This window comes from Chromobacterium sp. Beijing (assembly GCF_021496765.1).
In the GTDB taxonomy this organism is placed as follows: domain Bacteria; phylum Pseudomonadota; class Gammaproteobacteria; order Burkholderiales; family Chromobacteriaceae; genus Chromobacterium.
Map to the genome: position 1 here is coordinate 1,137,289 of NZ_CP053750.1, position 21,608 is coordinate 1,158,896.

Annotated in this window: 19 protein-coding genes; 11 read left to right on the forward strand and 8 right to left on the reverse strand. The window is 65.5% G+C overall.

Annotation, left to right across the window (positions count from 1 at the left end; genetic code table 11):
* Positions 1-525, forward strand: coding sequence for a hypothetical protein (locus tag HQN78_RS05485; protein WP_235088443.1), 525 nt, complete (start codon positions 1-3; stop codon positions 523-525).
* Positions 522-2,135 carry a GMC family oxidoreductase gene (locus HQN78_RS05490; RefSeq protein ID WP_235088444.1) on the forward strand — a complete coding sequence of 538 codons (1,614 nt, stop codon included), beginning with the start codon at positions 522-524 and terminating at the stop codon, positions 2,133-2,135. The genes HQN78_RS05485 and HQN78_RS05490 overlap by 4 nt, the downstream gene beginning before the upstream one ends.
* Positions 2,136-2,210: 75 nt before the next feature.
* Here HQN78_RS05490 and HQN78_RS05495 read toward each other — a convergent pair whose 3' ends face one another.
* Positions 2,211-2,795 (reverse strand): superoxide dismutase, encoded by a 585-nt coding sequence (locus tag HQN78_RS05495; RefSeq protein WP_107798836.1) that lies wholly within the window; start codon positions 2,793-2,795, stop codon positions 2,211-2,213.
* Between the two features lie 118 nt (positions 2,796-2,913).
* On the opposite strand from HQN78_RS05495, the gene HQN78_RS05500 reads away from it, so the two are divergent.
* Positions 2,914-4,086, forward strand: a complete 1,173-nt coding sequence (locus HQN78_RS05500; protein WP_107798837.1) for an NAD(P)/FAD-dependent oxidoreductase — start codon at positions 2,914-2,916, stop codon at positions 4,084-4,086.
* A gap of 145 nt (positions 4,087-4,231) precedes the next feature.
* Here the strand turns inward: HQN78_RS05500 and HQN78_RS05505 are convergent, their stop codons facing one another.
* On the reverse strand, positions 4,232-4,570 hold the full coding sequence (locus HQN78_RS05505) for a nuclear transport factor 2 family protein (protein ID WP_107798838.1): 339 nt from the start codon (positions 4,568-4,570) through the stop codon (positions 4,232-4,234).
* Positions 4,571-4,726: 156 nt separating this feature from the next.
* Between HQN78_RS05505 and dnaB the strand changes: the two genes are divergently transcribed.
* From dnaB to HQN78_RS05520, 3 genes are all read left to right on the forward strand, one after another.
* Positions 4,727-6,136: a replicative DNA helicase gene (gene dnaB / locus HQN78_RS05510; protein WP_107798839.1), complete on the forward strand. Its 1,410-nt coding sequence runs from the start codon at positions 4,727-4,729 to the stop codon at positions 6,134-6,136.
* Positions 6,137-6,308: 172 nt separating this feature from the next.
* The gene (locus HQN78_RS05515) at positions 6,309-6,617 is read left to right on the forward strand and encodes a ferredoxin (RefSeq protein WP_107798840.1); all 309 of its coding nucleotides are present in this window, start codon (positions 6,309-6,311) and stop codon (positions 6,615-6,617) included.
* Entirely contained in the window at positions 6,617-7,225 is a 609-nt protein-coding gene (locus HQN78_RS05520) for an alpha/beta hydrolase (protein ID WP_107798841.1), read from the forward strand. Before HQN78_RS05515 ends, HQN78_RS05520 begins: the two co-directional genes overlap by 1 nt.
* Positions 7,226-7,285: 60 nt before the next feature.
* Here HQN78_RS05520 and rnk read toward each other — a convergent pair whose 3' ends face one another.
* The 5 genes from rnk to HQN78_RS05545 form a co-directional block, all read right to left on the reverse strand.
* The gene (gene rnk, locus HQN78_RS05525; RefSeq protein ID WP_107798842.1) at positions 7,286-7,690 is read right to left on the reverse strand and encodes a nucleoside diphosphate kinase regulator; all 405 of its coding nucleotides are present in this window, start codon (positions 7,688-7,690) and stop codon (positions 7,286-7,288) included.
* Positions 7,691-7,857: 167 nt separating this feature from the next.
* Complete coding sequence (locus tag HQN78_RS05530) at positions 7,858-8,715, reverse strand: flagellin (RefSeq protein WP_235088446.1); 858 nt, start codon at positions 8,713-8,715, stop codon at positions 7,858-7,860.
* A gap of 155 nt (positions 8,716-8,870) precedes the next feature.
* Complete coding sequence (map, locus tag HQN78_RS05535; protein ID WP_048415481.1) at positions 8,871-9,665, reverse strand: type I methionyl aminopeptidase; 795 nt, start codon at positions 9,663-9,665, stop codon at positions 8,871-8,873.
* A 99-nt stretch (positions 9,666-9,764) separates the two neighbouring features.
* Entirely contained in the window at positions 9,765-11,144 is a 1,380-nt protein-coding gene (dbpA, locus tag HQN78_RS05540; protein WP_107801722.1) for an ATP-dependent RNA helicase DbpA, read from the reverse strand.
* 168 nt (positions 11,145-11,312) lie between these two features.
* Positions 11,313-12,941, reverse strand: a complete 1,629-nt coding sequence (locus HQN78_RS05545; protein WP_235088447.1) for a methyl-accepting chemotaxis protein — start codon at positions 12,939-12,941, stop codon at positions 11,313-11,315.
* A 241-nt stretch (positions 12,942-13,182) separates the two neighbouring features.
* On the opposite strand from HQN78_RS05545, the gene HQN78_RS05550 reads away from it, so the two are divergent.
* The 3 genes from HQN78_RS05550 to HQN78_RS05560 all read left to right on the forward strand — a co-directional run bounded on the left by HQN78_RS05550 (position 13,183) and on the right by HQN78_RS05560 (position 16,332).
* On the forward strand, positions 13,183-14,421 hold the full coding sequence (locus tag HQN78_RS05550) for a TIGR03862 family flavoprotein (protein WP_107798845.1): 1,239 nt from the start codon (positions 13,183-13,185) through the stop codon (positions 14,419-14,421).
* 189 nt (positions 14,422-14,610) lie between these two features.
* Positions 14,611-14,823 carry a sigma factor-like helix-turn-helix DNA-binding protein gene (locus tag HQN78_RS05555; protein ID WP_048415477.1) on the forward strand — a complete coding sequence of 71 codons (213 nt, stop codon included), beginning with the start codon at positions 14,611-14,613 and terminating at the stop codon, positions 14,821-14,823.
* A 150-nt stretch (positions 14,824-14,973) separates the two neighbouring features.
* Positions 14,974-16,332, forward strand: coding sequence for an aspartate aminotransferase family protein (locus HQN78_RS05560; protein WP_235088448.1), 1,359 nt, complete (start codon positions 14,974-14,976; stop codon positions 16,330-16,332).
* 141 nt (positions 16,333-16,473) lie between these two features.
* On the opposite strand, the gene HQN78_RS05565 is transcribed toward HQN78_RS05560, so the two are convergent.
* Positions 16,474-18,630 (reverse strand): HDOD domain-containing protein, encoded by a 2,157-nt coding sequence (locus HQN78_RS05565; protein WP_227103370.1) that lies wholly within the window; start codon positions 18,628-18,630, stop codon positions 16,474-16,476.
* A gap of 208 nt (positions 18,631-18,838) precedes the next feature.
* Here HQN78_RS05565 and cysD point away from each other — a divergent pair, with 208 nt between their 5' ends.
* On the forward strand, positions 18,839-19,765 hold the full coding sequence (cysD, locus tag HQN78_RS05570; RefSeq protein WP_107798848.1) for a sulfate adenylyltransferase subunit CysD: 927 nt from the start codon (positions 18,839-18,841) through the stop codon (positions 19,763-19,765).
* A complete protein-coding gene (gene cysN / locus HQN78_RS05575) occupies positions 19,765-21,201 on the forward strand; it encodes a sulfate adenylyltransferase subunit CysN (RefSeq protein WP_235088449.1) in 1,437 nt (478 codons plus the stop codon). Before cysD ends, cysN begins: the two co-directional genes overlap by 1 nt.
* The last annotated feature ends 407 nt before the right edge of the window (positions 21,202-21,608 follow it).

The following is a 21,608-nucleotide window of genomic DNA, read 5'->3' on the forward strand; positions in this document are numbered from 1 at the left end:
ATGCTGAGCCGCCGCCAATTGCTCAAAACCGGTCTGGGCGGCACCGCGGTCTTGGCGCTGGCCACCTTGTTGGCCTCGCCGCAGCCGGACGGCCCGGCCGAGGACTGGGCCAAGCCCTTGAAGCTGCGCGCCTTGACGCCGCGGGACGCCCAGTTGCTGGCGGCGATCGCCCCGGGCGTCCTGGGGGCGGGCGTCGCGCCGCCCGAGGACGTGGTGCGCGGCGTGGACCGCGCGGTGGCCGGCTTGCCGCCGGCGATGCGGGCCGAACTGCGTCAATTGCTGGATTTGCTCGGCAACCCCTGGGGGCGGCGCTGGATCGCCGGAGTGTCCGCGCCGTGGCGGCAGGCGTCGGTCGAGGACATCGAAGCCTTTCTGCGGCGCTGGCGCGGCAGCGTTTTTCCCTTGCTGCGCAGTGGCTACCAGGCCTTGCACCAGTTGCTGAACGCGGCCTGGTACGGCAATCCGGCCAGTTGGCCGGCGCTGGGCTATCGGCAGCCGGCGGCGGTGATGGAGATGCTGCCGTGAGCCGCGCGACGATACCCGATCCGGTGGCCGCCGGCGTCGTCGCGGGCTGGAAGGCGCTGGACGGCGCGAGCCTGCCCGATCTGGAGCTGAGGGCCGATGTGGTCATCGTCGGCAGCGGCGCCGGCGGAGGCATGGCGGCCGAGCAATTGGCCGCGGCCGGGTTGGACGTGCTGCTGTTGGAGGAGGGCGGCCTGTACAGCTCGCGCGATTTTCGTCTGTTGGAAGCCAAGGCCTACCCGGAGCTGTATCAGGAGTCCGCCTGTCGCAAAACGGCGGATAAGGGGATTTCCATCCTGCAGGGCCGGGCCGTGGGCGGGAGCACCGTGGTCAACTGGACCAGTTCCTTCCGCACGCCGCCGGACACGCTGAACTGGTGGCGGGAGCGCCACCGTTTGAGCGGCGTGGGCGAGGAGGCGATGCGGCCCTGGTTCGAGCAAGCCGAGGCGCGGCTGGGCATCGCCGACTGGCTGCCGGACCCGAACCCCAACAACGCGGCGCTGGCCCGCGGCTGCGCGGCGCTGGGCATCGCCCATGCGCGTATCCGCCGCAATGTGCGCGGCTGTTGGAACCTGGGTTATTGCGGCATGGGCTGCCCCACCAACGCCAAGCAGTCCATGCTGGTGACGGCAATTCCCGCCGCGCTGGAGCATGGCGCCAGGCTGATCAGCCGGGCGCGGGTGGACCGGCTGCGCGCCAATGCCGCCAGAACCCGGCTGGAAGGGCTGGAAGGGCGTTTTCTGGCGGCGGACGGGGTGGGGGAAACCGGGCGCCGCTTCAAGGTGAAGGCGGCTCAGGTGGTGCTGGCCGCCGGCGCCATCGGTTCGCCGGCCATTCTGCTGCGCAGCGGCCTGATCGATCCGGGCGGCCATACCGGGACGCGGACCTTTCTGCATCCGGTGCTGCTGTCGGCGGCCTTGATGCCGGAACCGGTGGAGCCGTTCAACGGCGCGCCGCAGACGGTGTACAGCGATCACTTCATGCATGTTCACGCGCTGGACGGCCCCTTGGGCTACAAGCTGGAGGTGCCGCCCATCCATCCCTTGCTGGCCGGCATCACCTTTCCCGGCTTCGGCGCGGCGCAGCCGGCCTTGCTGCGGCGCTTGCCGCATCTGCACGCGACGCTGGCCTTGTTGCGCGACGGTTTTCATCCGGAAAGCCGCGGCGGCCAGGTGCGCTTGCGCGGCGATGGTTCGCCGGAGCTGGACTATCCCTTGAACGAGGTCTTGTGGGAGGGCGCGCGCCGCGCCTGGTTGAGCATGGCCGAGATCCAGTTCGCGGCCGGCGCCAGGCAGGTGCTGACGGTGCATGAGCAGGCCGGCCTGGCCCGCAGCTGGGGCGAGGCCCGGGGCATGATTGCGGGGCTGACGCTCAAGCCCTTGCTGGCCAAGGTGGTCAGCGCTCATGTGATGGGGGGCTTGGCGATGTCGGGCGACGCCGAGTCCGGGGTGGTGGACGAATGGGGGCGGCATTGGCAGCTGGACAATCTGACCGTGGTGGACGGTTCGGTGTTTCCCAGCAGCGTGGGGGCCAATCCGCAGCTGTCCATTTACGCCTTCGCCCTGCGCGCGGCGGCGGCCTTGCGGCAGCGGATGCAGGGCGTAAAAACCTGAGAGGCCATGGCGCGAGGGCGACAAAAAAGGGACCGCGGAGGTCCCTTTTGCATCAGGCTGTCAGGCCGCGTCGAATCAGGCGAAGTTCTTGGCGACGAAGTCCCAGTTCACCAGCTTCCAGAAGCTGTCCAGATAGTTCGGGCGGCTGTTGCGGTAATCGATATAATACGCGTGCTCCCACACATCACAGGTCAGCAGCGGCTTCTTGTCGGTGGTCAGCGGGGTGGCGGCGTTGCTGGTGGATACCAGGTCCAGCGAGCCGTCGGTGTTCTTCACCAGCCAGGCCCAGCCGGAACCGAAGGTGCCGATGGCGGTTTGGGTGAAGGCTTTCTTGAATTCGTCGTGGGAACCCCATTTGGCGTTGATGGCGTCGGCCAGCGCGCCGGTGGGCTTGCGCTCTTCGCCGGCGTTGGGGGCGAAGCCCAGCCAGTAGAAGGTGTGGTTCCAAACTTGGGCCGCGTTGTTGAAGATGCCGCCGGAGGATTTCTTCACGATCTCTTCCAGGGAGGCGTTTTCAAACTCGGTGCCCTTGACCAGGTTGTTCAGGTTGGTGATGTAGGTCTGATGATGCTTGCCGTAGTGGAATTCCAGGGTTTCCTTGGAAATGTGCGGGGCAAGCGCGTCCAGCGCGTACGGCAGTTCCGGCAGTTTGTGTTCCATTATGCTCTCCTTGTTGAGAAAGTAAGCCGCATAAGCGGATGCTTTAGCCGCAAGTTTACTGGATTAAGCCGCTGGTCGCCAATAGTTGACTAAAAAAGTAAAGTAAGGATGAACGCCATTGCAGTATGATGTTATTGTCATTGGAGCCGGCGCCGCCGGCCTGATGTGCGCGGCCACCGCGGGCCAGCGCGGCCGGCGCGTGCTCTTGCTGGACCATGCGCGCAAGCTGGCCGAGAAGATTCGCATTTCCGGCGGTGGCCGCTGCAATTTCACCAATCTCCACGCCCGTTTCGACTGTTATCTGTCGGCCAATCCGCATTTTTGCCGTTCGGCGCTGGCGCAGTACACGCCGCAGGATTTCATCGCCATGGTCGAGCGCCACGGCATCGGCTATCACGAGAAAAAGCTGGGCCAGCTGTTCTGCGACGACGGCAGCGAACGCATCATCGCCATGCTGGACGAGGAGTGCCGGCTGGGCGGGGTGGACCGGCGCATGGAGGCGCAGGTTCTGCGGGTGAGCCGGGACGCGGACGGTTTCGCGCTGGAGACCGGCGCCGGCGTTTTTCGCGCGGCGTCGCTGGTGGTGGCGACCGGCGGTTTGTCCATCCCGCAGATCGGCGCGACGCCGTTCGGCTACCAGTTGGCCGAACAGTTCGGCCTGGAGCTGACGCCGCTGACGCCGGCCCTGGTGCCGCTGACCTTTCATGTGGAGGACGCGGAAGCGTTCGCGCCGCTGGCCGGCGTGTCTTTGGAAGTGGAAGCGCGCGCCGGCAAGGGGCGCTTCCGCGAGAACGTGTTGTTCACTCACAAGGGCGTGTCCGGCCCGGCCATTCTGCAAGTGTCGTCCTATTGGCAGCCGGGCATGACGCTGGAACTGGACCTGCTGCCGGACGCGGACGCCGCGGCCTGGCTGGAGCAAAAGGCGGGCAGCGAGCAGCTTATCGCCAACGCGCTGGCCGAGTTCGGCTGGCCCAAGCGCTTCGCCGAGGCCTGGCTTGAGCGCGAGGGCTGCAATAAGCGGCTGAAGGACTTGTCGCCCAAGCAGCGTCAGCAGCTGGCCGAGCGCTTGCACGGCTGGCGGGTCAAACCCAACGGCACGCAAGGCTATAAAAAGGCTGAGGTGACGCTGGGCGGGGTGTCGACCAAGGCGCTGTCGTCCAAGACCATGATGGCCAACGCGGTGCCCGGCCTGTTCTTCATCGGCGAGGTGGTGGACGTCACCGGCTGGCTGGGCGGCTACAATTTCCAGTGGGCCTGGTCGTCAGGCTATGTGGCCGGGATGCATTGCTGATCTTGGAGCCTGTTTATGATCTCGCGAGCAAGGGCGAGACAAGGCGAAAACGGCTGAAAAAGCGGAGTGTACATACGGTACATGAGCATTTTGAAGATGTTTTCAACGCCGTATCGCCGACGCGTAGCAGATCGTAAACAGGTTCTTAGTCCGCCGCCAGAAACCACACGTTCTGGATCTTGCCGTCGATGATTTCATAGACGGCCGCCACTTCGAAGGGCTGCTCGGCCACGCCGCTGACGCGTTCGTGGTCGATTACCTTGTTGCCGAACTCGATGCGTTTGACCAGTTCGGCGTGCAGGTCCGGCAAGTTGAAGCGCTGGCCGGCGTAGAAATCTCTCAGGGCGGCTTTGCCGCGCAGGCTGGGTTCCGCGCCGGGCAGCCGGTACACCGTCACGTCGTCGGCGTAGACGGCGAGGAAGGGCTCCAGCTGGCGTTGGTTGTAAGCGTCGAGTTGTCTTTGGACGAGGGCGGTGGGCGTCATGGCGGCTCCAGATGAACGAAGCTTCGATGCTGGGGCCGCGCGGGGCGCTTGTCAACGCATGCTCAGCGAGTGGCGGTTTCGGGTTAAAATCGGGTTTTGCCTGATCCAGGCTTGCTTCATTCGCGCGGCCAGGCCGCGCCATCACTCCGAGTCTACATGACTGAATCGTACGAGAATTTTGACAGCGAGATGGCGGCGATCCGCACGCCGCCTCATTCGATCGAAGCCGAGCAATCGGTGCTGGGCGGCTTGTTGCTGGACAACAGCGCCTGGGACAAGATCGCCGACGTGGTGTCCGAGGCGGACTTTTACCGCCATGACCACCGGCTGATCTACAAACACGTGGCCAGGCTGGTGGAGTTGGCGCGTCCGGCCGACGTGGTCACCGTTTCCGAAAGCCTGGACAAGAACGGCGAACTGGGCAATATCGGCGGCCTGTCCTATCTGGCCACGCTGGCGCAGAACACGCCGTCCGCCGCCAATATCCGCCGCTACGCCGAGATCGTGCGCGAGCGCTCCATCATGCGCCAGCTGGCGCTGGTGGGCACCGAGATCGCCGAGGCCGCCTACGCGCCGATGGGGCGCGACGCCTCGCAGCTGCTGGACGAGGCCGAGGGCAAGGTGTTCCAGATCGCCGAATCCACCGCCAAGTCCAAGCAGGGTTTCCTGGAGATGCCGGGCCTGTTGAAAGAGGTGGTGGAGCGCATCGACATGCTCTACAGCCGGGAGAACCCGGACGAGGTCACCGGCGTGCCCACCGGCTTCATTGATCTGGACGCCAAGACCTCGGGCCTGCAAGCGGGCGATCTGATCATCGTCGCCGGACGTCCGTCCATGGGCAAGACCGCGTTCTCGATGAATATCGCCGAGCATGTGGCGGTGGAGCAGCATCTGCCGGTGGCGGTGTTCTCGATGGAGATGGGCGGCACGCAACTGGTGATGCGTATGCTGGGTTCGGTGGGGCGGCTGGATCAGCACACGCTGCGCACCGGCAAGCTGGGCGACGACGACTGGCAGAAGCTGACTTACGCGATAGGTAAGCTGTCCGAGGCGCCGATGTACATCGACGAAACCGCTGCGCTGACCGCGCTGGAAGTGCGCGCGCGCGCGCGCCGTCTGGCGCGCCAGCACGGCGGCAAGCTGGGTCTGATCGTGATCGACTACTTGCAGCTGATGTCGGGCTCTGGCCGCGGCGACAACCGCACCGCCGAGCTGGGCGAGATTTCGCGCGGCCTGAAAGGTCTGGCCAAGGAGCTGCAGGTGCCGGTGATCGCGCTGTCCCAGCTGTCGCGGGCGGTGGAGCAGCGTCCCAACAAGCGGCCGATGATGTCGGACTTGCGGGAATCCGGCGCCATCGAGCAGGATGCCGACTTGATCGTCTTTATGTACCGGGAAGAGTATTACAACCCGGAGAACCAGGAAGTGAAGGGCCTGGCCGAGGCCATCATCGGCAAGCACCGTAACGGTCCCACCGGCGCGGTGCGGCTGGCCTTCGTCGGCAAGTACGCCAAGTTCGACAACGCCGCCACGCTGGGCGTCAGCGGTTGGGCGGACAGCGACTCCTAAGAACCTGTTTACGATCTGCTGCGCGTCGGCGATACGGCGTTGAAAATGGTTTCGGAATGCTCATGTACCGTCTGTACACTCCGCTTTCTCAACCGTTTTCGCCTTGTCTCGCCTTGGCTCGCGAGATCGTAAACACGTTCTAAGATGGTTCTGTGAGCATACGAGGCATTCCATGAGCTTTTTCGACAAGCATGTATTCATCTGCTGTAATCAGCGCGCCGGCTGCGAGGATTGCTGCAATAATCACGGCGCCAGCGAACTGCTGGGCTATATGAAGGACAAGGTCAAGGCCCTGGGCCTGGCCGGCGAGGGCAAGATCCGCGTCAACAAGGCGGGCTGTCTTGGGCGCTGCGACGACGGCCCGGTGATGGTGGTGTATCCGGAGGAGACCTGGTACACCTTCGTCGACAAGGAAGACATCGACGAAATCGTCGCCGAGCACATGGTGGGCGGGCGCGTGGTGGAAAGGTTGAAGATCTGATGTTGAAGGCGATGAACAAGCAAGTGGTGGCCGGGCCCGCCGGCGGTCTGGAAACCATCGTGGTGGCGGCCCAGGCCGAGGCGCGCGGCATTGCGGTGATCTGCCATCCCAACCCGCTGCAGGGCGGCACCAACACCAACAAGGTGGTGCAGACCGCGGCCAAGGCCCTGTCGCAGCTGGGCTATGTCTGCTATTGCCCGAATCTGCGCGGCGTGGGCGACAGCGAGGGACAGCACGATTACGGCATCGGCGAGGTGGAGGACGTGATCGCCGTGGTGGAACACGCGCGCCGCGAGCAGGGCGATCTGCCGCTGGCGTTGGCCGGTTTTTCCTTCGGCGGTTTCGTCGCGGCGCGCACCCGCGCGCGCATAGCGTCGGACAAATTGCTGCTGATGGGCGTGGCGGTGGGCAAGTACGAAACGCCGACGCCGGAGGTGCCGGCCGATGCGCTGGTGATTCACGGCGAGGAGGACGAGGTGATTCCGCTGTCCGCGGTGATGGCATGGGCCCGGCCGCAAGGTTTGCCGGTGGTGGTGTTTCCCGGCGCCGGCCATTTCTTCCATGGCCGCCTGGTGCAGCTGGCGCAGACGATTCAGCGCTGTTGGTAGGGCGTCGTCAGGCCCTGGCGCAAAAAAACCGGTCATCCATGCGATGGCCGGTTTTTTTTATCAGCGGTGCAGTTCGCCCGCGGCTTCTGGCTGGTAGGTGACTTCCAGCACCTTCAGGCGGATGCTGCCGGCCGGCGTCGGCCAATCTATGCTCTGTCCGGCGGAGAGGCCGAGCAGCGCGGCGCCGATGGGCGCCAGCACCGAGATCTTGCCCTGTTCACTGTCCGCTTCGCGCGGGTAGACCAGGGTCAGGGTTTTTTCCTGGGCGTCGTCCAGCTTGACCCGCGCGCAGCTGTTCATGGTGATGATGCCGGCGGGCATGGCGGCGGGCTCCACCACATCGGCGCGCTCCAGCTCGGCTTCCAGCGCGGCCGCGGTGGGGTGGCCGCTCTCGCAATCCTCCAGCAGCGCGGCGAGGCGCTCATAGTCCAGAGAGGACACCGTGATGGCCGGGCTTGTCGACATATGCAACTCCTTCAGATAGACAAAGGGCACCGCAGGGTGCCCGATGATTTAGTGCGCGAAAAGCGTGTGTGCCAATGATATCGCTTGTAACCGCGTGTAACAAGGCTTGGCGGCGCAATCGCCGCTAATACTGGGCTTTGGGCCGGGGGGAGCCCCGGCCTCGCGCTTCAGCCCAGCAGGGACAGCGCCGCGCGCGGGCCGACATTGGCCTGGGCCTGGGCGGCGAGGCCGGTTTGCCCCAGGATCTGTTTGGCCGTCAGCTGCGCCGTCGCGGCGGCGAAGTCGGTGTCGCTGATCCGGCTATTGGCGGCGGCGGTGTTGACCGAGGCGGTTTGCAGATTGTTGATGCTGGCCTCGAAACGGTTGCTGATCGAGCCCAGCGTGCTGCGGGTGTTGGCCAGGGTGTTCAGATCGGCGTTGGTGCTTTGCTGCGCGGCCAGCGCGCCGGCCTGGGTGCTGATGTCTATGGTGCCGGTGGCGTTCAGATTGGCGTTGTAGCTGTTGAGCCCGCCGCTGGCCGGCGCGGCGGACAGATTGACGCCGGAGATGTTCACCTGGTTGTCCGCGCTGCCGTTGGGGCCCACCTGGAAGGTGGTGGAGGCGTTGCTGTTCAGCAGCGGGGTGCCGTTGAATTCGGTGCTTTGCACGATGGCGGAGTTGGCCTGGGTCAGCTGGTCCACCTGCTGTTGCAGCGCCTGGCGGTTGCTGGCGCTGAGCGCGCCGTTGCCGGCCTGGATCGCCAGCTCCTGGATTTGCTGGGTATTGCTTTGCAGCTGATTGAGCGCGCCGTCGGCGGTTTGCGCCAGCGAGATGCCGTCGTTGGCGTTGTTGATCGCCTGATTATTGCCGTTGATCTGGGCCAGCAGCGCTTCGGAAATGGCGGCGTTGGCCGGATTGTTGGCGGCGTTGTTGGTGGTCTTGCCGGCCGAGAGTTGAGCCAGCAGCTTGTCTTTGGCTTTCTGGGTCTGGTTCAGCTGGTTCTGCCCCTGCAGCGCGCTCAGATTGCTATTGATGGTCAGTGCCATGGCCGGCTCCCGCTGGATGTGGTTTCACTTCTTCAGTGTAAGAAAGCGCGCGGGGCAGGGCAAGCCGGGTTTTGGGTAAAGTCGCGTCGCGGCGGATGGCGCGGGCATGGGCGTGAAAAAGCCCGGCGGCGCCGGGCTGGGGATGCGTTTCCGGCTTATTTGCCGGGCTTGGGCGGCGTGCCCGCGGACTGGGTCAGGATTTCGTAGCCGCTGTCGGTGACCAGCACGGTGTGCTCCCATTGCGCGGACAGGCTGCGGTCCTTGGTGACCACGGTCCAGCCGTCGCCCAGCATGCGCAGGTGGCGCTTGCCCTGGTTGATCATGGGCTCGATGGTGAAGATCATGCCGGCTTGCAGTTCCAGCCCGGTGCCGGGGCGGCCGTAGTGCAGCACTTGCGGCTCTTCGTGGAATTTGGTGCCGATGCCGTGGCCGCAGAATTCCTGCACCACGCTGTAGCCGGAGTTTTCCGCGTGCTGCTGGATGGCGTAGCCGATATCGCCCAGCGTGGCGCCCGGCTTGACCTTGTCGATGCCGCGCCACATGCATTCGTAAGTGATGCGGGACAGGCGGCGGGCGTGTTCGCTGACGTTGCCGACGTGGTACATGCGGCTGGTGTCGCCGTGGTAGCCGTCCTTGATCACGGTGACATCCAGATTCATGATGTCGCCGCTTTTCAGGGGCTTGTCGTTCGGGATGCCGTGGCAAATCACGTGGTTGACCGAGGTGCACACGGATTTGGGGTAGGGATTGTGGCCGTCCGGCGCGTAGTTCAGCGGCGCCGGGATCGCGCCCTGCTCATTGACGATGTAGTCGTGGCACAGCTTGTCGATGGCTTCGGTGGTGACGCCGGGCTTGATGAAGGGGGTGATGTAGTCGAGGACTTCCGACGCCAGGCGGCCGGCGATCCGCATCTTTTCGATGTCTTGGGCGTTTTTCAGTTGGATGCTCATGGGATTCTGGTGATGTGCGTGTCTGCGGCTAATGAGACGTATTCTAGCAAAAACGCCCCCGGCCCGGCAGTGCTTGTCGGGCCGGGGGCGCGTCGTCGTTCAAATCAGGCGCATCTTGAACTGCTTGCCCTTGATCTTGCCGGCGGACAGGCGCTCCAGCGCCTGCTCGGCGATGGCGCGGTCCAGCGCGACGAAGCTGGCGAATTCGAAGATGCTGATCTTGCCGATCTGGGCGCCGCTAAAGCCGGCGTCGCCGGTCAGCGCGCCGAGGATGTCGCCGGGGCGCAGTTTTTCGCGCTTGCCGCCGGCGATTTCCAGCGTGACCATCGGCGGCAGCAGCGGGCCGCCGGGGGCCGGGGTCAGTTGTTCCAGCTTGGCCCAGGTCAGCGGCGCCTGCTGATAGCTTTCGATCAGCGCCAGCCGCTTGTCGTCGTTGTCGGCGGTCAGGGTCAGCGCCAGGCCCATCGCCTCGCCGCGGCCGGTGCGGCCGATGCGGTGGATGTGGATTTCCGGATCATGGGTGACGTCGACGTTGATCACCAGGTCCAGTTCCTTGATGTCCAGGCCGCGCGCGGCGACATCGGTGGCCACCAGCACGGTGGCGCTCTTGTTGGCGAAGCGCAGCAGGATTTGGTCGCGTTCGCGCTGCTCCAGGTCGCCGTACAGCGCCAGCGCGCTGAAGCCGCGCGCCTGCAGGTCTCGCACCAGCTCCTTGCAGCGTTCCTTGGTGTTGCAGAAGGCCAGCGCGGACGTCGGGCGTAGGTGTCGCAGTATGGTGGTGACGGTTTCCAGCCGCTGTTCCGGCTTGATCTTGTAGAACCATTGTTCGATGCGTTCGCCGCTGTGCAGCGACTCCACCTGGATTTCCTGCGGCCGGCGCATGAATTGGGCGCTGATCTTGCGGATGTTTTCCGGATAGGTGGCGGAGAACATCAGCGTCTGGCGCTGGCGCGGGCAGGCGCGCACGATGCCGACGATTTCCTCGATGAAGCCCATGTCCACCATGCGGTCCGCCTCGTCCAGCACCAGGGTGCCGACGCCGGACAGATTCAGCGAGCCGCGGAACAGGTGATCCTGCAGCCGGCCGGGGGTGCCCACCACGATGTGGGCGCCGTGTTCCAGTGAGCCGATTTGCGGGCCCATCGGGCTGCCGCCGGTCAGGGTAACCACTTTGACATTGTCTATGCTGCGCGCCAGCCGGCGGATTTCCTGCGCTACCTGGTCGGCCAGCTCACGGGTGGGGCAGAGTACCAGCGCTTGCACGCCGAACCAGCGCGGGTTCAAGCGCGCTAGGATGCCGAGTCCGAAAGCCGCTGTCTTGCCGCTGCCGGTCTTGGCCTGGGCGATCAGGTCCTGGCCGTCCAGAATGGCCGGCAGGCTGGCCGCCTGGATGGCGGTCATGCTGTGGTAGCCCAGGCTGTCCAGATTGGATAAGAGGGCGGCGGACAGGGGCAGGGTGGAGAAAGCGGCTTTTTTCACAATGACTTGGCGTATTACGGTATCGGGCTGCGAGTGTAACAGGCCGGCGGCCAACGGCCAAATCGGATATCCGCCGCCGGCGGATTTATTTCGGCTCCGGCTCGCAAGAAGGCGGAGGCCCCGCGCGAACGGGGCCAGAAATTGACTAGCGGCTCAATGGAGTTGGATTCACACGGTGAAGCGCGACACCGATTCCGTCAGCCGCTGGGCCAATTGTTCCAGTTGTTCGGCGGCGTTCACGGTTTGGCCGATCTCCTGATCGTTGGTCTGCGCCATTTCGGCGATGGCGTCTATGCTGCCGGTCACGGATTGGCTGGCGGCGCGCTGCTGCTCGGTGACGGCGACGATCTGGCGCAGGCCCTGGCGCACCTCGGCCACCGATTGATTGGCGGCGTCCAGCACGCTGGACACGCTGTCGGCGGACTGGCGGCTGGCGGCCAGCGAGCTGAGGCCGGCGTTGACCGCGGCGCGCACCGCGTCGGTTTTCTGGTTGAGCGCGCCGGTCACGGCGTCGATCTCGCTGGCGGAGCGGGCCGATTTCTCCGCCAGCTTGCGCACCTCGTCGGCCACCACCGCGAAGCCGCGGCCCTGTTCGCCGGCGCGCGCGGCCTCGATCGCCGCGTTCAGCGCCAGCAGATTGGTCTGTTCGGCGATCTCGCGCACTTCCTTGGTCATATCGGTGATGCTGGAGGTGGAACTGGCCAGCTCGGTTTCCGCCTGCGCCATCAGCCGCACCGCCTGCTCCACCTGGCTGACTTCGCGTTGCAGCTGGCTCAGGCTGGCGCGGCCGTCTTCGGAGCGTTGCAGGCTCTGGTCGGCTTCGGCGCTGACGTCCTCGGCCTTGCCGGCGATTTCGCCGATATGGCTGGCCAGCTGCTCCACCGCGCCGGCGGCGGACTGGGATTGGCGGTTTTGCCTGTGCGAGCTTTCCGCCAGGTGGGCGGCGCCGTCGGCCAGTTGGCGCGAGGACTGCGACACCGCCCCGGCGGAGGCGCCGACATGGCGCACCAGCTCGGCGATGGCGGCCAGCATCTGGTTGAAGCGCAAGGCGGTGTCGCCGATTTCGTCGCGGCTGCGCACCGGCAGCCGTCGCGTCAGATCGCCTTCGCCCTGGGCCAGCTCGGCGAGCCCGGCCGACATCGCCTGCAGCGGGCGGGTGACGAGGCGGCGCGCCAGCAGGAAGACCACCGCCATCAGGGGCAGGGAAGCCAGGATGGCGAACAGAATGCTCTGATCGCGGAAACGGCTGACCGAGGCGTAAGGCTTCTCCAGGGAGACGCGCATGCTGACCACGCCCAGCGGCGTCTTGTCCGCCACCTGGTGGCACATCATGCAGTTTTTGCCCAGATAGTTGCGCGAGGCCAGTGCCGGATAGACCACGCGCAGATGTTCGCCCAGCGCCGGCGTGGATTCAATCCGGATATGAGGCTTGCCGTCCCGCAGCGCCTGTAGCTCCACCGCGTCGCCGTTCAGATTCTTGTCGCCGGCGTTGCCGGGACCGAACTGCTTGCTGACGGCCGGGGCGCGGATCACCCTCAGATCGCGCACCGCGGACAGTTCCTTGATCTGGTCCAGAAAAACGTCGCGTTGGCCCACGGTGCCGGTAATCATCATGCCGGTGAGCCCGGCCATGGTCATTTCATTCATGCTGTGGGCCAGGTCTTGCGCCTGTTCCACGGCGATGTCCCGGCTGACGCTGGTTTCCCAGGCAATCAGCCCGCTCCAGGCCAGGACCAGGCAGCACCATACCGCCATGGTCAGTTTCAGCCAGATCGGCCAATCGGAAAATTTGCGCATGCGTGTGCGGACGGAGGGTCCGTTCTCCCGGTGTGTTTGTAGAATCGCGCGATTGCCGCTATAGGTTTATTGAAATGGGTCGCAGCGCGATGGTAGTGATTTGATGACGTAGGAATGTTGGTTTAAATCAAACTTATAGTTAAAACGATTAGGCTTGGGTTTGCGGCGGTTTTCTGTGAAAATCCCGCCCTCGCCGCAGTTTGGGCGCATTCTTCACCATGGATTTCAAGGAGCGCAGTATATGGGTGACACAAGCGGACGCCGCGTAGCCATCATCGGCGGCGGGCCGGCCGGCCTGGCCGCCGCCGAGCAACTGGCGGCGGCGGGCGTGCGGGTCGATGTCTACGACGCGATGCCGTCGGTCGGCCGCAAATTCCTGCTGGCCGGCGTGGGCGGCATGAACATCACCCATTCCGAGCCCCACGCCAGCTTTGTGCAGCGCTACGGCGCTCACAGCGCCGAGTTGCGGCCCATGCTGGACGTGTTCAACGGCGAGCATGTGCGCGCCTGGGTGCACGGCCTGGGCATAGAAACCTTCATCGGCAGTTCCGGCAAGGTGTTTCCCAAGGAAATGAAGGCGGCGCCGCTGCTGCGCTCCTGGCTGACGCGCTTGCGCGAGGCGGGAGTGAGCTTCCACGTGCGCCATCGTTTCCTGGGCTGGGACGAGCGCGGCCGCCTGCGGCTGTCGTCGCCGGACGGCGAGCGCCTGGCCGAGGCCGACGCCGTGGTGCTGGCCATGGGCGGCGGCAGCTGGCGCAAGCTGGGTTCGGACGGCAGCTGGGCGGCGATGCTGCGCGAGCGCGGCGTGGAGGTGTCCAAGCTGCAGCCGTCCAACTGCGGCTTCGACGCCGGCTGGAGCGAGTATTTCGCCGACAAGTTCGCCGGCGCGCCGTTGAAATCGGTGACCTTGCAGTTCCATCCGGCCGTCGGTCATCCGTTCAGCCGCCGCGGCGAGTTCGTCATCACCGCCGGCGGCGTGGAGGGCAATCTGATTTACGCCTGCTCCGGCGCCATCCGCGACGAAATCGCGCGCAGCGGCGCGGCCTTGTGTTATCTGGACCTGATGCCGGACTGGAGCTTGCAGCGCATTCTGGGCGAAGTGGCGCGGCCGCGGGGTTCGCGTTCGATGTCCAGCCATTTGCAAAGCCGTTTGGGTCTGAAGGGCGTGCGCATGGGCTTGCTGCGCGAATGCCTGGACAAGGACGTGTTCAACGACCCCGCCAAGCTGGCCGAGGGCATCAAGGCCTTGCCTTTGCGCTTGCTGGCGCCGCGGCCGCTGGACGAGGCGATCAGCACCGCCGGCGGCGTGACCTTCGGCGCGTTGGACGACAATCTGATGTTGCAGGCGATGCCCGGCGTGTTCTGCGCAGGGGAGATGCTGGATTGGGAAGCGCCCACCGGCGGTTATCTGCTGACCGCCTGCTTCTCCACCGGGCGCGCCGCCGCCGGCGGCGTGCTGCGCTGGATGCGGCAGGCTTGAGGCCTGTTGCGTCCACGCCAGCGCAATAGGCGGCGACTGCGTATTTACACGGAGCGCTGCCTGCATTTTTTTTGCAAGCCCCTATACTGGTAATGTCGCGCGAAACGCGCGGCCACGTCATTGTCGAGAAAGCCGCCCACTGCATGGACTGTCATGATGCGAAGGCGAACGCCTGAGGAGAACAGCGCGATGAAGCTTGACGATTTCAACCAGGTGGCCGATCTGATCGGCCTGAAAAAACGCTCGCGCGAAGCGGTGTGGCTGATGGAGGTGGAGGGCATGACCGGCTACTTCGCCGCCCAGCAAATGGACATCAGCGAGTCCACCGTGTCCCGCGCTCACAGCCGCTTCCGCCGCGCGCTGCAAAAAATCAACGCTCTGGCAGGCCATCTGCCCTTGTAAAGCCGCCATCGCGGCGCTGACGAAGCCCGGCCTCGGCCGGGCTTCGTCGCATTCAGGCTGTTCCTTGTGCCGGGGAGGGCCGGCGCCGCTGCCGCCGTCGACGGCATCTGGATATACTGACGCGCAGTCTTCCCCTTCAAGGAGAGCTTCATGGCTTTGCGTCACGGCATCGATTTCGACAAGGCCCAGGCCTTGCACCGGCAGGAACTGGCGATGTTTTCCGAGCGGCGCCCGCGTTCGCGGCAGCTGTCCGCCGCCGGCGGCGAGCATTTGCTGTTCGGCGCGCCCTTGCACTGGATGGCGGACTGGTCCACTCCCTTCAATCTCTACGTGGAAGAGGCCCGGGGCGCGCGGCTGCGCGACGTGGACGGCCATGAATACCTGGATTTCTGCCTGGGCGACACCGGGGCGATGTTCGGCCATTCGCCGGAGCCGGTGGCGCGTGCCATCGCCGAACAGGCGGCGCGCGGCCTGACCGCCATGCTGCCGTCGCCGGACGCGGTCTGGGTGGCGGAGGAACTGGCGCGGCGCTTCGGCCTGTCGCACTGGCAGTTCGCCCTCAGCGCCAGCGACGCCAACCGCTTCGCGCTGCGCTGGCTGCGCGCCGCCAGCGGCCGGGACCAGGTCGTCGTGTTCAACGGCTGTTACCACGGCACGGTGGACGATGCCTTCGTCGATCTGGTCGACGGCCGGCCCAGGCGGCGCGCCAGCCTGCTGGGTCAGGTCCACGATCCGGCCGCGCATACCCGGGTGGTGGAGTTCAACGATCTGGAAGCGCTGGAGCGGGCCCTCAGCGACGAGCGGGCGGCCTGCGTGCTGGCCGAGCCGGTGATGACCAATATCGGCATGGTGTTGCCGGATCCCGGTTACTGGAGCGAGGCCCAGGATTTGATCCGCCGCTACGGCAGCTATCTGCTCTTGGACGAAACCCACACCATCAGCAGCGGGCCGGGCGGCTACGGCGCGGCCTACGGCCTGAAGCCGGACGCGCTGGTGTTGGGCAAGCCGCTGGGCGGCGGCCTGCCGTGCGCGGTCTATGGGTTCAGCGCGGAATTGGCGGAGCGGGCGCAGCGCGCCAAGCGCGCGGCCGCGCCCGGTCATTCCGGCATCGGCACCACCTTGAGCGGCAATATGCTGGCCGCGGCGGCGATGCGCGCCAACCTGGCCGAGGTGATGAGCGACGCCGCCTATCAGCGGATGTTCGCGCTGGCCCAGCATCTGGCGGACGGCTTGCAGGACTGGATAGAACGCTGGCGGCTGCCGTGGTGCGTGAGCCGCGTCGGAGCGCGCTGCGAGTTCCAGTTTTCCCCGCGTCCGCCGCGCAACGGCAGCGAGGCGGGGGCGATGCTGGACGAGGAACTGGAGCGGGTGATCCATCTTTACCTGCTCAACCGCGGTTTCCTGATCACGCCCTTCCACAATATGTTGCTGCTGTGTCCGGACGCGGAGTTCGCCGACATCGATCGCCTGCTGGAGGCCTTGGACGGTTTCGCCGGCGAGGTGGTTTAGCGCCGGTTCAACCCCTCGCGAGCCAGAGCGGAACAAGGCGTTGCGGCTGAGAAAGCGGAGTGTACAAGGGGGGCGTGAGCATTTCGAAGCGGTGCTCACCGTGCCACGTCTCACGACGCGCAGCAGATCGTAAACAGCTTCTTAGCGCGCGGGCTGCTGGCGGATGGCGAGCAAGGCCTGATTGCGCAGCGTCTTCAGCAGGCTGAGCTGCTCCGGCGCGATGGCCAGCGAGCCGGCCTGGCGGCGGTCGCCGTAGAGTATGCCCAGCTTGCGTTTGTCCAAGGACAGCGGCAGCAGCACAAAGGTATGGGCGACGCCCATCTGGCGGAACCAGGCCGGGATGTGCTGGGCGATGGCCGGCGCGTCGATGTCGTCTATCAGCATGTCGGCGTTGCGTTCCAGCGCCTTGCGGAACAGGCTGTCGCCGCTGTCGATGTCGGCGCGCAGCGCCGGCAGCAGCAACTCCACTTTTTCGCCGAAACCGAAGCGCGCCTGCAGCGGCAGATCGGCCCCGCTGCGCGCGCAGATCAGCGCGTGGTCGAAGCCCAGTCCGCGGTACATGGTTTCCAGAATGATGCGCAGCAGGTCGTTGAGCTTGTAATCGCCCAGCAGGGTGTTGGTGATGTCCTGCACGCCGGCGGACAGCACGGCGATCCGGCCGGCGGAGCCGGCGGTGGCCTGTAGCCGGGTGGGGTCCGGCGCGGGCGGCGGCGGCGCGGCGGGGCTGGGCGGCGGCGCGCTCTTGTCCAGCCTGGCCTGGCGCAAGGCCTGCGAGCGCGGCCCTTGGCCGGCTTCCGGACCCAGTTCCGCCAGATAGGCGGTGAGCTGGGTTTGGGCCTGCGCCAGTTCCCGTTCCAGCGGCGCCCACTCCAGCGCCAGCGCCCGGCTGTAGCGTTGCAGCAGCTTGCGGCTGGCGTCGGCCTGGTCGATGCCGCTCTGGGTCAGCTGGCAGACCAGTTCGCGGCACAGCGAGCTTAGCGCCTTCATCCGCATCTCGCCGGTTTGCGGCTGGCGCACCGCGCCGGCCGGCATCGGTTCCATGCCGGTCAGAATCCGTTCCGGAAAACGCCACAAGGCGGCGGTGGCGGCGCCCAGGTCGGCGTAATGGGCGCCCAGCGTCTGGTGCGCGGCCTGGTCGACGCCGGCGCCGGCGGCGATCAGCGTCTGGATTTGCCGGTACTCGTCGCGGAAGTAGTTGACGCACAGCAGTTCGCCCAGGTTTTGCAGCATGCCGCAAATCAAGGCTTCTTCCGCCTCGCGCACGCCGCAGGCCGGCGCCAGCGAGCGGGCCAGCAGGCCGGTGAACAGGGTCTTGATCGCCACGTCGCGGATCTCGTCGGCGTGGGCGCGGTTGTGCAGGTGTTCGAACAGCAGCAGGCTGAGCGCCAGATTGCGTATGGTGTCGAAGCCCAGGATCACGATGGCGCGCGAGATGGTGCTGACCGCGCCGCCGTACTGGCTGAAATTGGCGGAATTCACCACTTTCAGCAGCTTATTGGTCAGCGACACGTCTTTGAGGATGGCGCTGGACAGCGCTTGCAGGCGCTCGCTGTCGGCGTTGTTGCTCTTGTTGATCGCGGCGATGGCCTGGGACAGCGCCGGAAAGTCCGGCGCGTGGCGCATGCGTTGCAGCAAGTGGTCCAGCGCGGCGCGGCCGCCTTCCTGGCGGTTGAAGCGTTGATGGCGGGCCAGCCAGTCCTGTAGCCCGGCCAGCGCGCGGCGACAGGCGCCGGCGTCGGCCGCCGGGTCGCGCAGCGCGTCCAGCCATTGTTCCAGCTCCGGATCGCAGTCCCGTTCCGGCGCGCCGGCGCTGATCAGCCAGCGCAGCAGTTGTTCGGCCTGAGACAGCTCTTGGCGCAGCCGTTCCGGGTTCAAGGCCTGGCAGGCGTGTTCGCCCAGCAGCGCGACGCGCTGGTGGATGTCGGCGAGCACGGTTTCGGGATAGAGCCGCCCCAGGCATTTGCCGCTGGCGTGCAGGTGGATCAGCGGCTCCAGGATGTCGCAGGCTAGGCCGATGCGCTCGGCCAGCGGCAGCGCGGCCAGCGCCTTCAGACGCAAGGGCTGCAGCGTGTCCTGCCGGTAGACGGCGTAGGGTTTGCCGTCCAGGCGGGCCTGGCCCTGCCAGGCTTGCAGCAAGGGATGGCGGAAGGCCGGGCGCGGCGGCGCGTCCGGCAGCTCGGACGCGGATTCCACCAGCGCCAGCGCCGCGCCGTCGCGGCTGGCCAGCAGCACCGACAGGCCGTCCGGGCAGTGCAGCGTGGCGACGATTTGGTATTCCGGCTCTGCGGCGGGGCTCATCGCTGTCTCCGTGCGGCTTGCGTATTTGTACTAATGTAGACAGTTATTGCCGCGTGGGCCGAAGATTCCGCAGCGTCCGTCCTGGCGTTCTTATTGCCCTTTGGACTAATTGTTGATTTGCTAAGAGCATATTGATATAACCCATCGGTTTTGATGCGCCGATGGGCTTTCGGTAGATTTGAGCGCATCTACAGGATGGGCAGGAAGCATGAACATCGGTCAACAGAGGCTGACTCACCTCAAGCAGTTGGAAGCGGAGTCTATCCACATCATTCGCGAAGTGGCCGCGGAATTCGAAAACCCGGTGATGCTGTATTCGATAGGCAAGGATTCGGCGGTGATGCTGCATCTGGCCAAGAAAGCGTTTGCGCCGGGCAAGCCGCCGTTTCCCTTGATGCACGTGGACACCACCTGGAAGTTCAAGGAAATGATCGCGCTGCGCGACAAGCAGGCGCGCGAGTACGGCTGGGATCTGATCGTCCACGTCAACCAGGAGGGCGTGGACGCCGGCATCAATCCGTTCACCGCCGGCAGCGCCAAGCACACCGACGTGATGAAGACCGAGGGCCTGAAGCAGGCTTTGAACAAATACGGTTTCGACGCCGCCTTCGGCGGCGCTCGCCGCGATGAGGAAAAAAGCCGCGCCAAGGAGCGGGTGTATTCCTTCCGCGACCGCAACCACCGCTGGGACCCGAAGAACCAGCGGCCCGAGCTCTGGAACATCTACAACAGCAAGATAGACAAGGGCGAGAGCATACGGGTGTTCCCGCTGTCCAACTGGACCGAGCTGGACATCTGGCAATACATCTTCCTGGAAAACATCGAGATCGTGCCGCTGTACTTCGCCGCCGAACGGCCGGTGATAGCGCGCGACGGCACGCTGATCATGATAGACGACGAGCGGATACTGGATTATCTGAGCCCGGCGGAGAAGGCGAGCATTGAAACCCGCCGCGTCCGCTTCCGCACCCTGGGCTGTTATCCGCTGACCGGCGCGGTGGAATCGCAGGCGGCCACGCTGCCGGACATCATTCAGGAGATGCTGCTGACCCGCACTTCCGAGCGTCAGGGCCGGGTGATAGACCACGACAGCGCCGGTTCGATGGAAAAGAAAAAGATGGAAGGATATTTCTGATGACCCACCAATCCGATCTGATCGCCGGCGACATCCTGGAATACCTGCGCCAGCACGAAAACAAGGATCTGCTGCGCTTCATCACCTGTGGCAACGTGGACGACGGCAAGTCCACCTTGATCGGCCGGCTGCTGCACGATTCCAAGCTGATCTTCGAGGATCAGCTGGCGGCGATAGAGCGCGACTCCAAGAAATACAACACCACCGATCAGGAGATAGACCTGGCCTTGCTGGTGGACGGTTTGCAGGCGGAGCGCGAGCAGGGCATCACCATCGACGTCGCCTACCGCTATTTCAGCACCGACAAGCGCAAGTTCATCATCGCCGATTGCCCGGGCCATGAGCAGTACACCCGCAATATGGCCACCGGCGCGTCCACCAGCAATCTGGCCATCATTCTGATCGACGCGCGGCGCGGGGTGCAGACCCAGACCCGCCGCCACAGCTTCATCGTCAGCCTGCTGGGCATCCGTCATGTGATCGTGGCGGTGAACAAGATGGACCTGGTGGATTACGACCCGGCGGTGTTCGAGCGCATCCGCGGCGAGTATCTGGCCTTCGCCGAGGGCCTGGCGATTCCGGACATCCGCTTTGTGCCGATCTCCGCGCTGCGCGGCGACAATGTGGTCAGCCGCGGCGAGGGCGCGCCCTGGTATCAGGGGCCGACGCTGATGCAGTTGCTGGAAACGGTGGAAGTGCGCAGCGACGCGGCGCTGGAAGGCTTCCGCCTGCCGGTGCAGTACGTGAACCGGCCCAATCTGGACTTCCGCGGCTTTTGCGGCACTATCGCCGCCGGCGAGATCCGCCCCGGCGACGAGGTGCTGGCGCTGCCGTCCGGCCGCCGCAGCAAGGTCAAGGCCGTGGTGGCTTACGAGGGCGAACTGGCCGCGGCCGGGGCCGGCGAGGCGATCACATTGACGCTGGAGGACGAGATCGACGTGTCGCGCGGCGATATGCTGGTGCGCGCCGACCAGCCGCCGCCGGCGGTGGCGGCCAGCCTGGACGCGCATCTGGTGTGGATGCAGGACGCGCCCTTGCGCGCCGGCAAGGAATACGGCTTCAAGCTGGCCGGCAAATTCGTCACCGGCCGGGTGGAGGCCATCCTGCACCAGGTGGACGTCAACACGCTGGAGCAGAAGCCGGCCGAGGCGCTGCACCTGAACGAGATCGCGCTGTGCCGCATCAGCCTGAACGCGCCGGCGGTGATAGACGCTTACGCCGCCTGTCGCGGCACCGGCAGCTTCATCGTGATCGACCGGCTGAGCAACGCCACCGCCGGCGCCGGCATGATCACGGCGGCCAGGACGGAGCAGGCGGCCGCGCCGCAGGACGAATTGCAGCGCTTGCGCGCCTTCGAGCTGGAGTTGAACGCGCTGGTGCGCAAATACTTCCCGCACTGGGAGGCCAAGGACATCGGCCAGCTGTTTCCGCGCTGAGCGGGGATTGAGCGTTGCCGACGGCCCGTCGTCCTGGTTTTCAGAGTCTGTTCAAAGTCTAGCGAGCCGGAGCGGGACAAGGCGTCGCGGCTGAGAAAGCGGAATGTACGTTTGGTATATGAGCATTTCGAAGCCGTCACCTCTCATGAGGCGCTGCGGACTTTGAACAAGATCTTAGAACCTGTTTACGATCTTTTGTAGATGTGTTTAACCGTTGCTAGATACGTAGGAAACCATGTATTCGACGCGCCCCGGGTCCCTTCAAGCCTGCCGTCGGGTGGCAGGCCCGAGGTTTTAAGCGGCTGCTTGTTCGAGCAGCGCGACGTTAGCGCGCTGCGAGTTCAGCCGCGCCTCGGGCCTGACGGGACCCGACGGGTAGCCGCAGGCCAGGCTTGCAGGGCGGCCTT

Excerpts from the sequence above, each read along its gene's own strand:
- HQN78_RS05485 (WP_235088443.1), top strand. The coding sequence starts at position 1 with ATGCTGAGCCGCCGCCAATTGCTCAAAACCGGTCTGGGCGGCACCGCG.
- HQN78_RS05495 (WP_107798836.1), bottom strand. The coding sequence starts at position 2,795 with ATGGAACACAAACTGCCGGAACTGCCGTACGCGCTGGACGCGCTTGCC.
- HQN78_RS05505 (WP_107798838.1), bottom strand. The coding sequence starts at position 4,570 with ATGACGCCCACCGCCCTCGTCCAAAGACAACTCGACGCTTACAACCAA.
- dnaB (WP_107798839.1), top strand. The coding sequence starts at position 4,727 with ATGACTGAATCGTACGAGAATTTTGACAGCGAGATGGCGGCGATCCGC.
- HQN78_RS05515 (WP_107798840.1), top strand. The coding sequence starts at position 6,309 with ATGAGCTTTTTCGACAAGCATGTATTCATCTGCTGTAATCAGCGCGCC.
- HQN78_RS05520 (WP_107798841.1), top strand. The coding sequence starts at position 6,617 with ATGTTGAAGGCGATGAACAAGCAAGTGGTGGCCGGGCCCGCCGGCGGT.
- rnk (WP_107798842.1), bottom strand. The coding sequence starts at position 7,690 with ATGTCGACAAGCCCGGCCATCACGGTGTCCTCTCTGGACTATGAGCGC.
- HQN78_RS05530 (WP_235088446.1), bottom strand. The coding sequence starts at position 8,715 with ATGGCACTGACCATCAATAGCAATCTGAGCGCGCTGCAGGGGCAGAAC.
- map (WP_048415481.1), bottom strand. The coding sequence starts at position 9,665 with ATGAGCATCCAACTGAAAAACGCCCAAGACATCGAAAAGATGCGGATC.
- HQN78_RS05545 (WP_235088447.1), bottom strand. The coding sequence starts at position 12,941 with ATGCGCAAATTTTCCGATTGGCCGATCTGGCTGAAACTGACCATGGCG.
- HQN78_RS05550 (WP_107798845.1), top strand. The coding sequence starts at position 13,183 with ATGGGTGACACAAGCGGACGCCGCGTAGCCATCATCGGCGGCGGGCCG.
- HQN78_RS05555 (WP_048415477.1), top strand. The coding sequence starts at position 14,611 with ATGAAGCTTGACGATTTCAACCAGGTGGCCGATCTGATCGGCCTGAAA.
- HQN78_RS05560 (WP_235088448.1), top strand. The coding sequence starts at position 14,974 with ATGGCTTTGCGTCACGGCATCGATTTCGACAAGGCCCAGGCCTTGCAC.
- HQN78_RS05565 (WP_227103370.1), bottom strand. The coding sequence starts at position 18,630 with ATGAGCCCCGCCGCAGAGCCGGAATACCAAATCGTCGCCACGCTGCAC.
- cysD (WP_107798848.1), top strand. The coding sequence starts at position 18,839 with ATGAACATCGGTCAACAGAGGCTGACTCACCTCAAGCAGTTGGAAGCG.
- cysN (WP_235088449.1), top strand. The coding sequence starts at position 19,765 with ATGACCCACCAATCCGATCTGATCGCCGGCGACATCCTGGAATACCTG.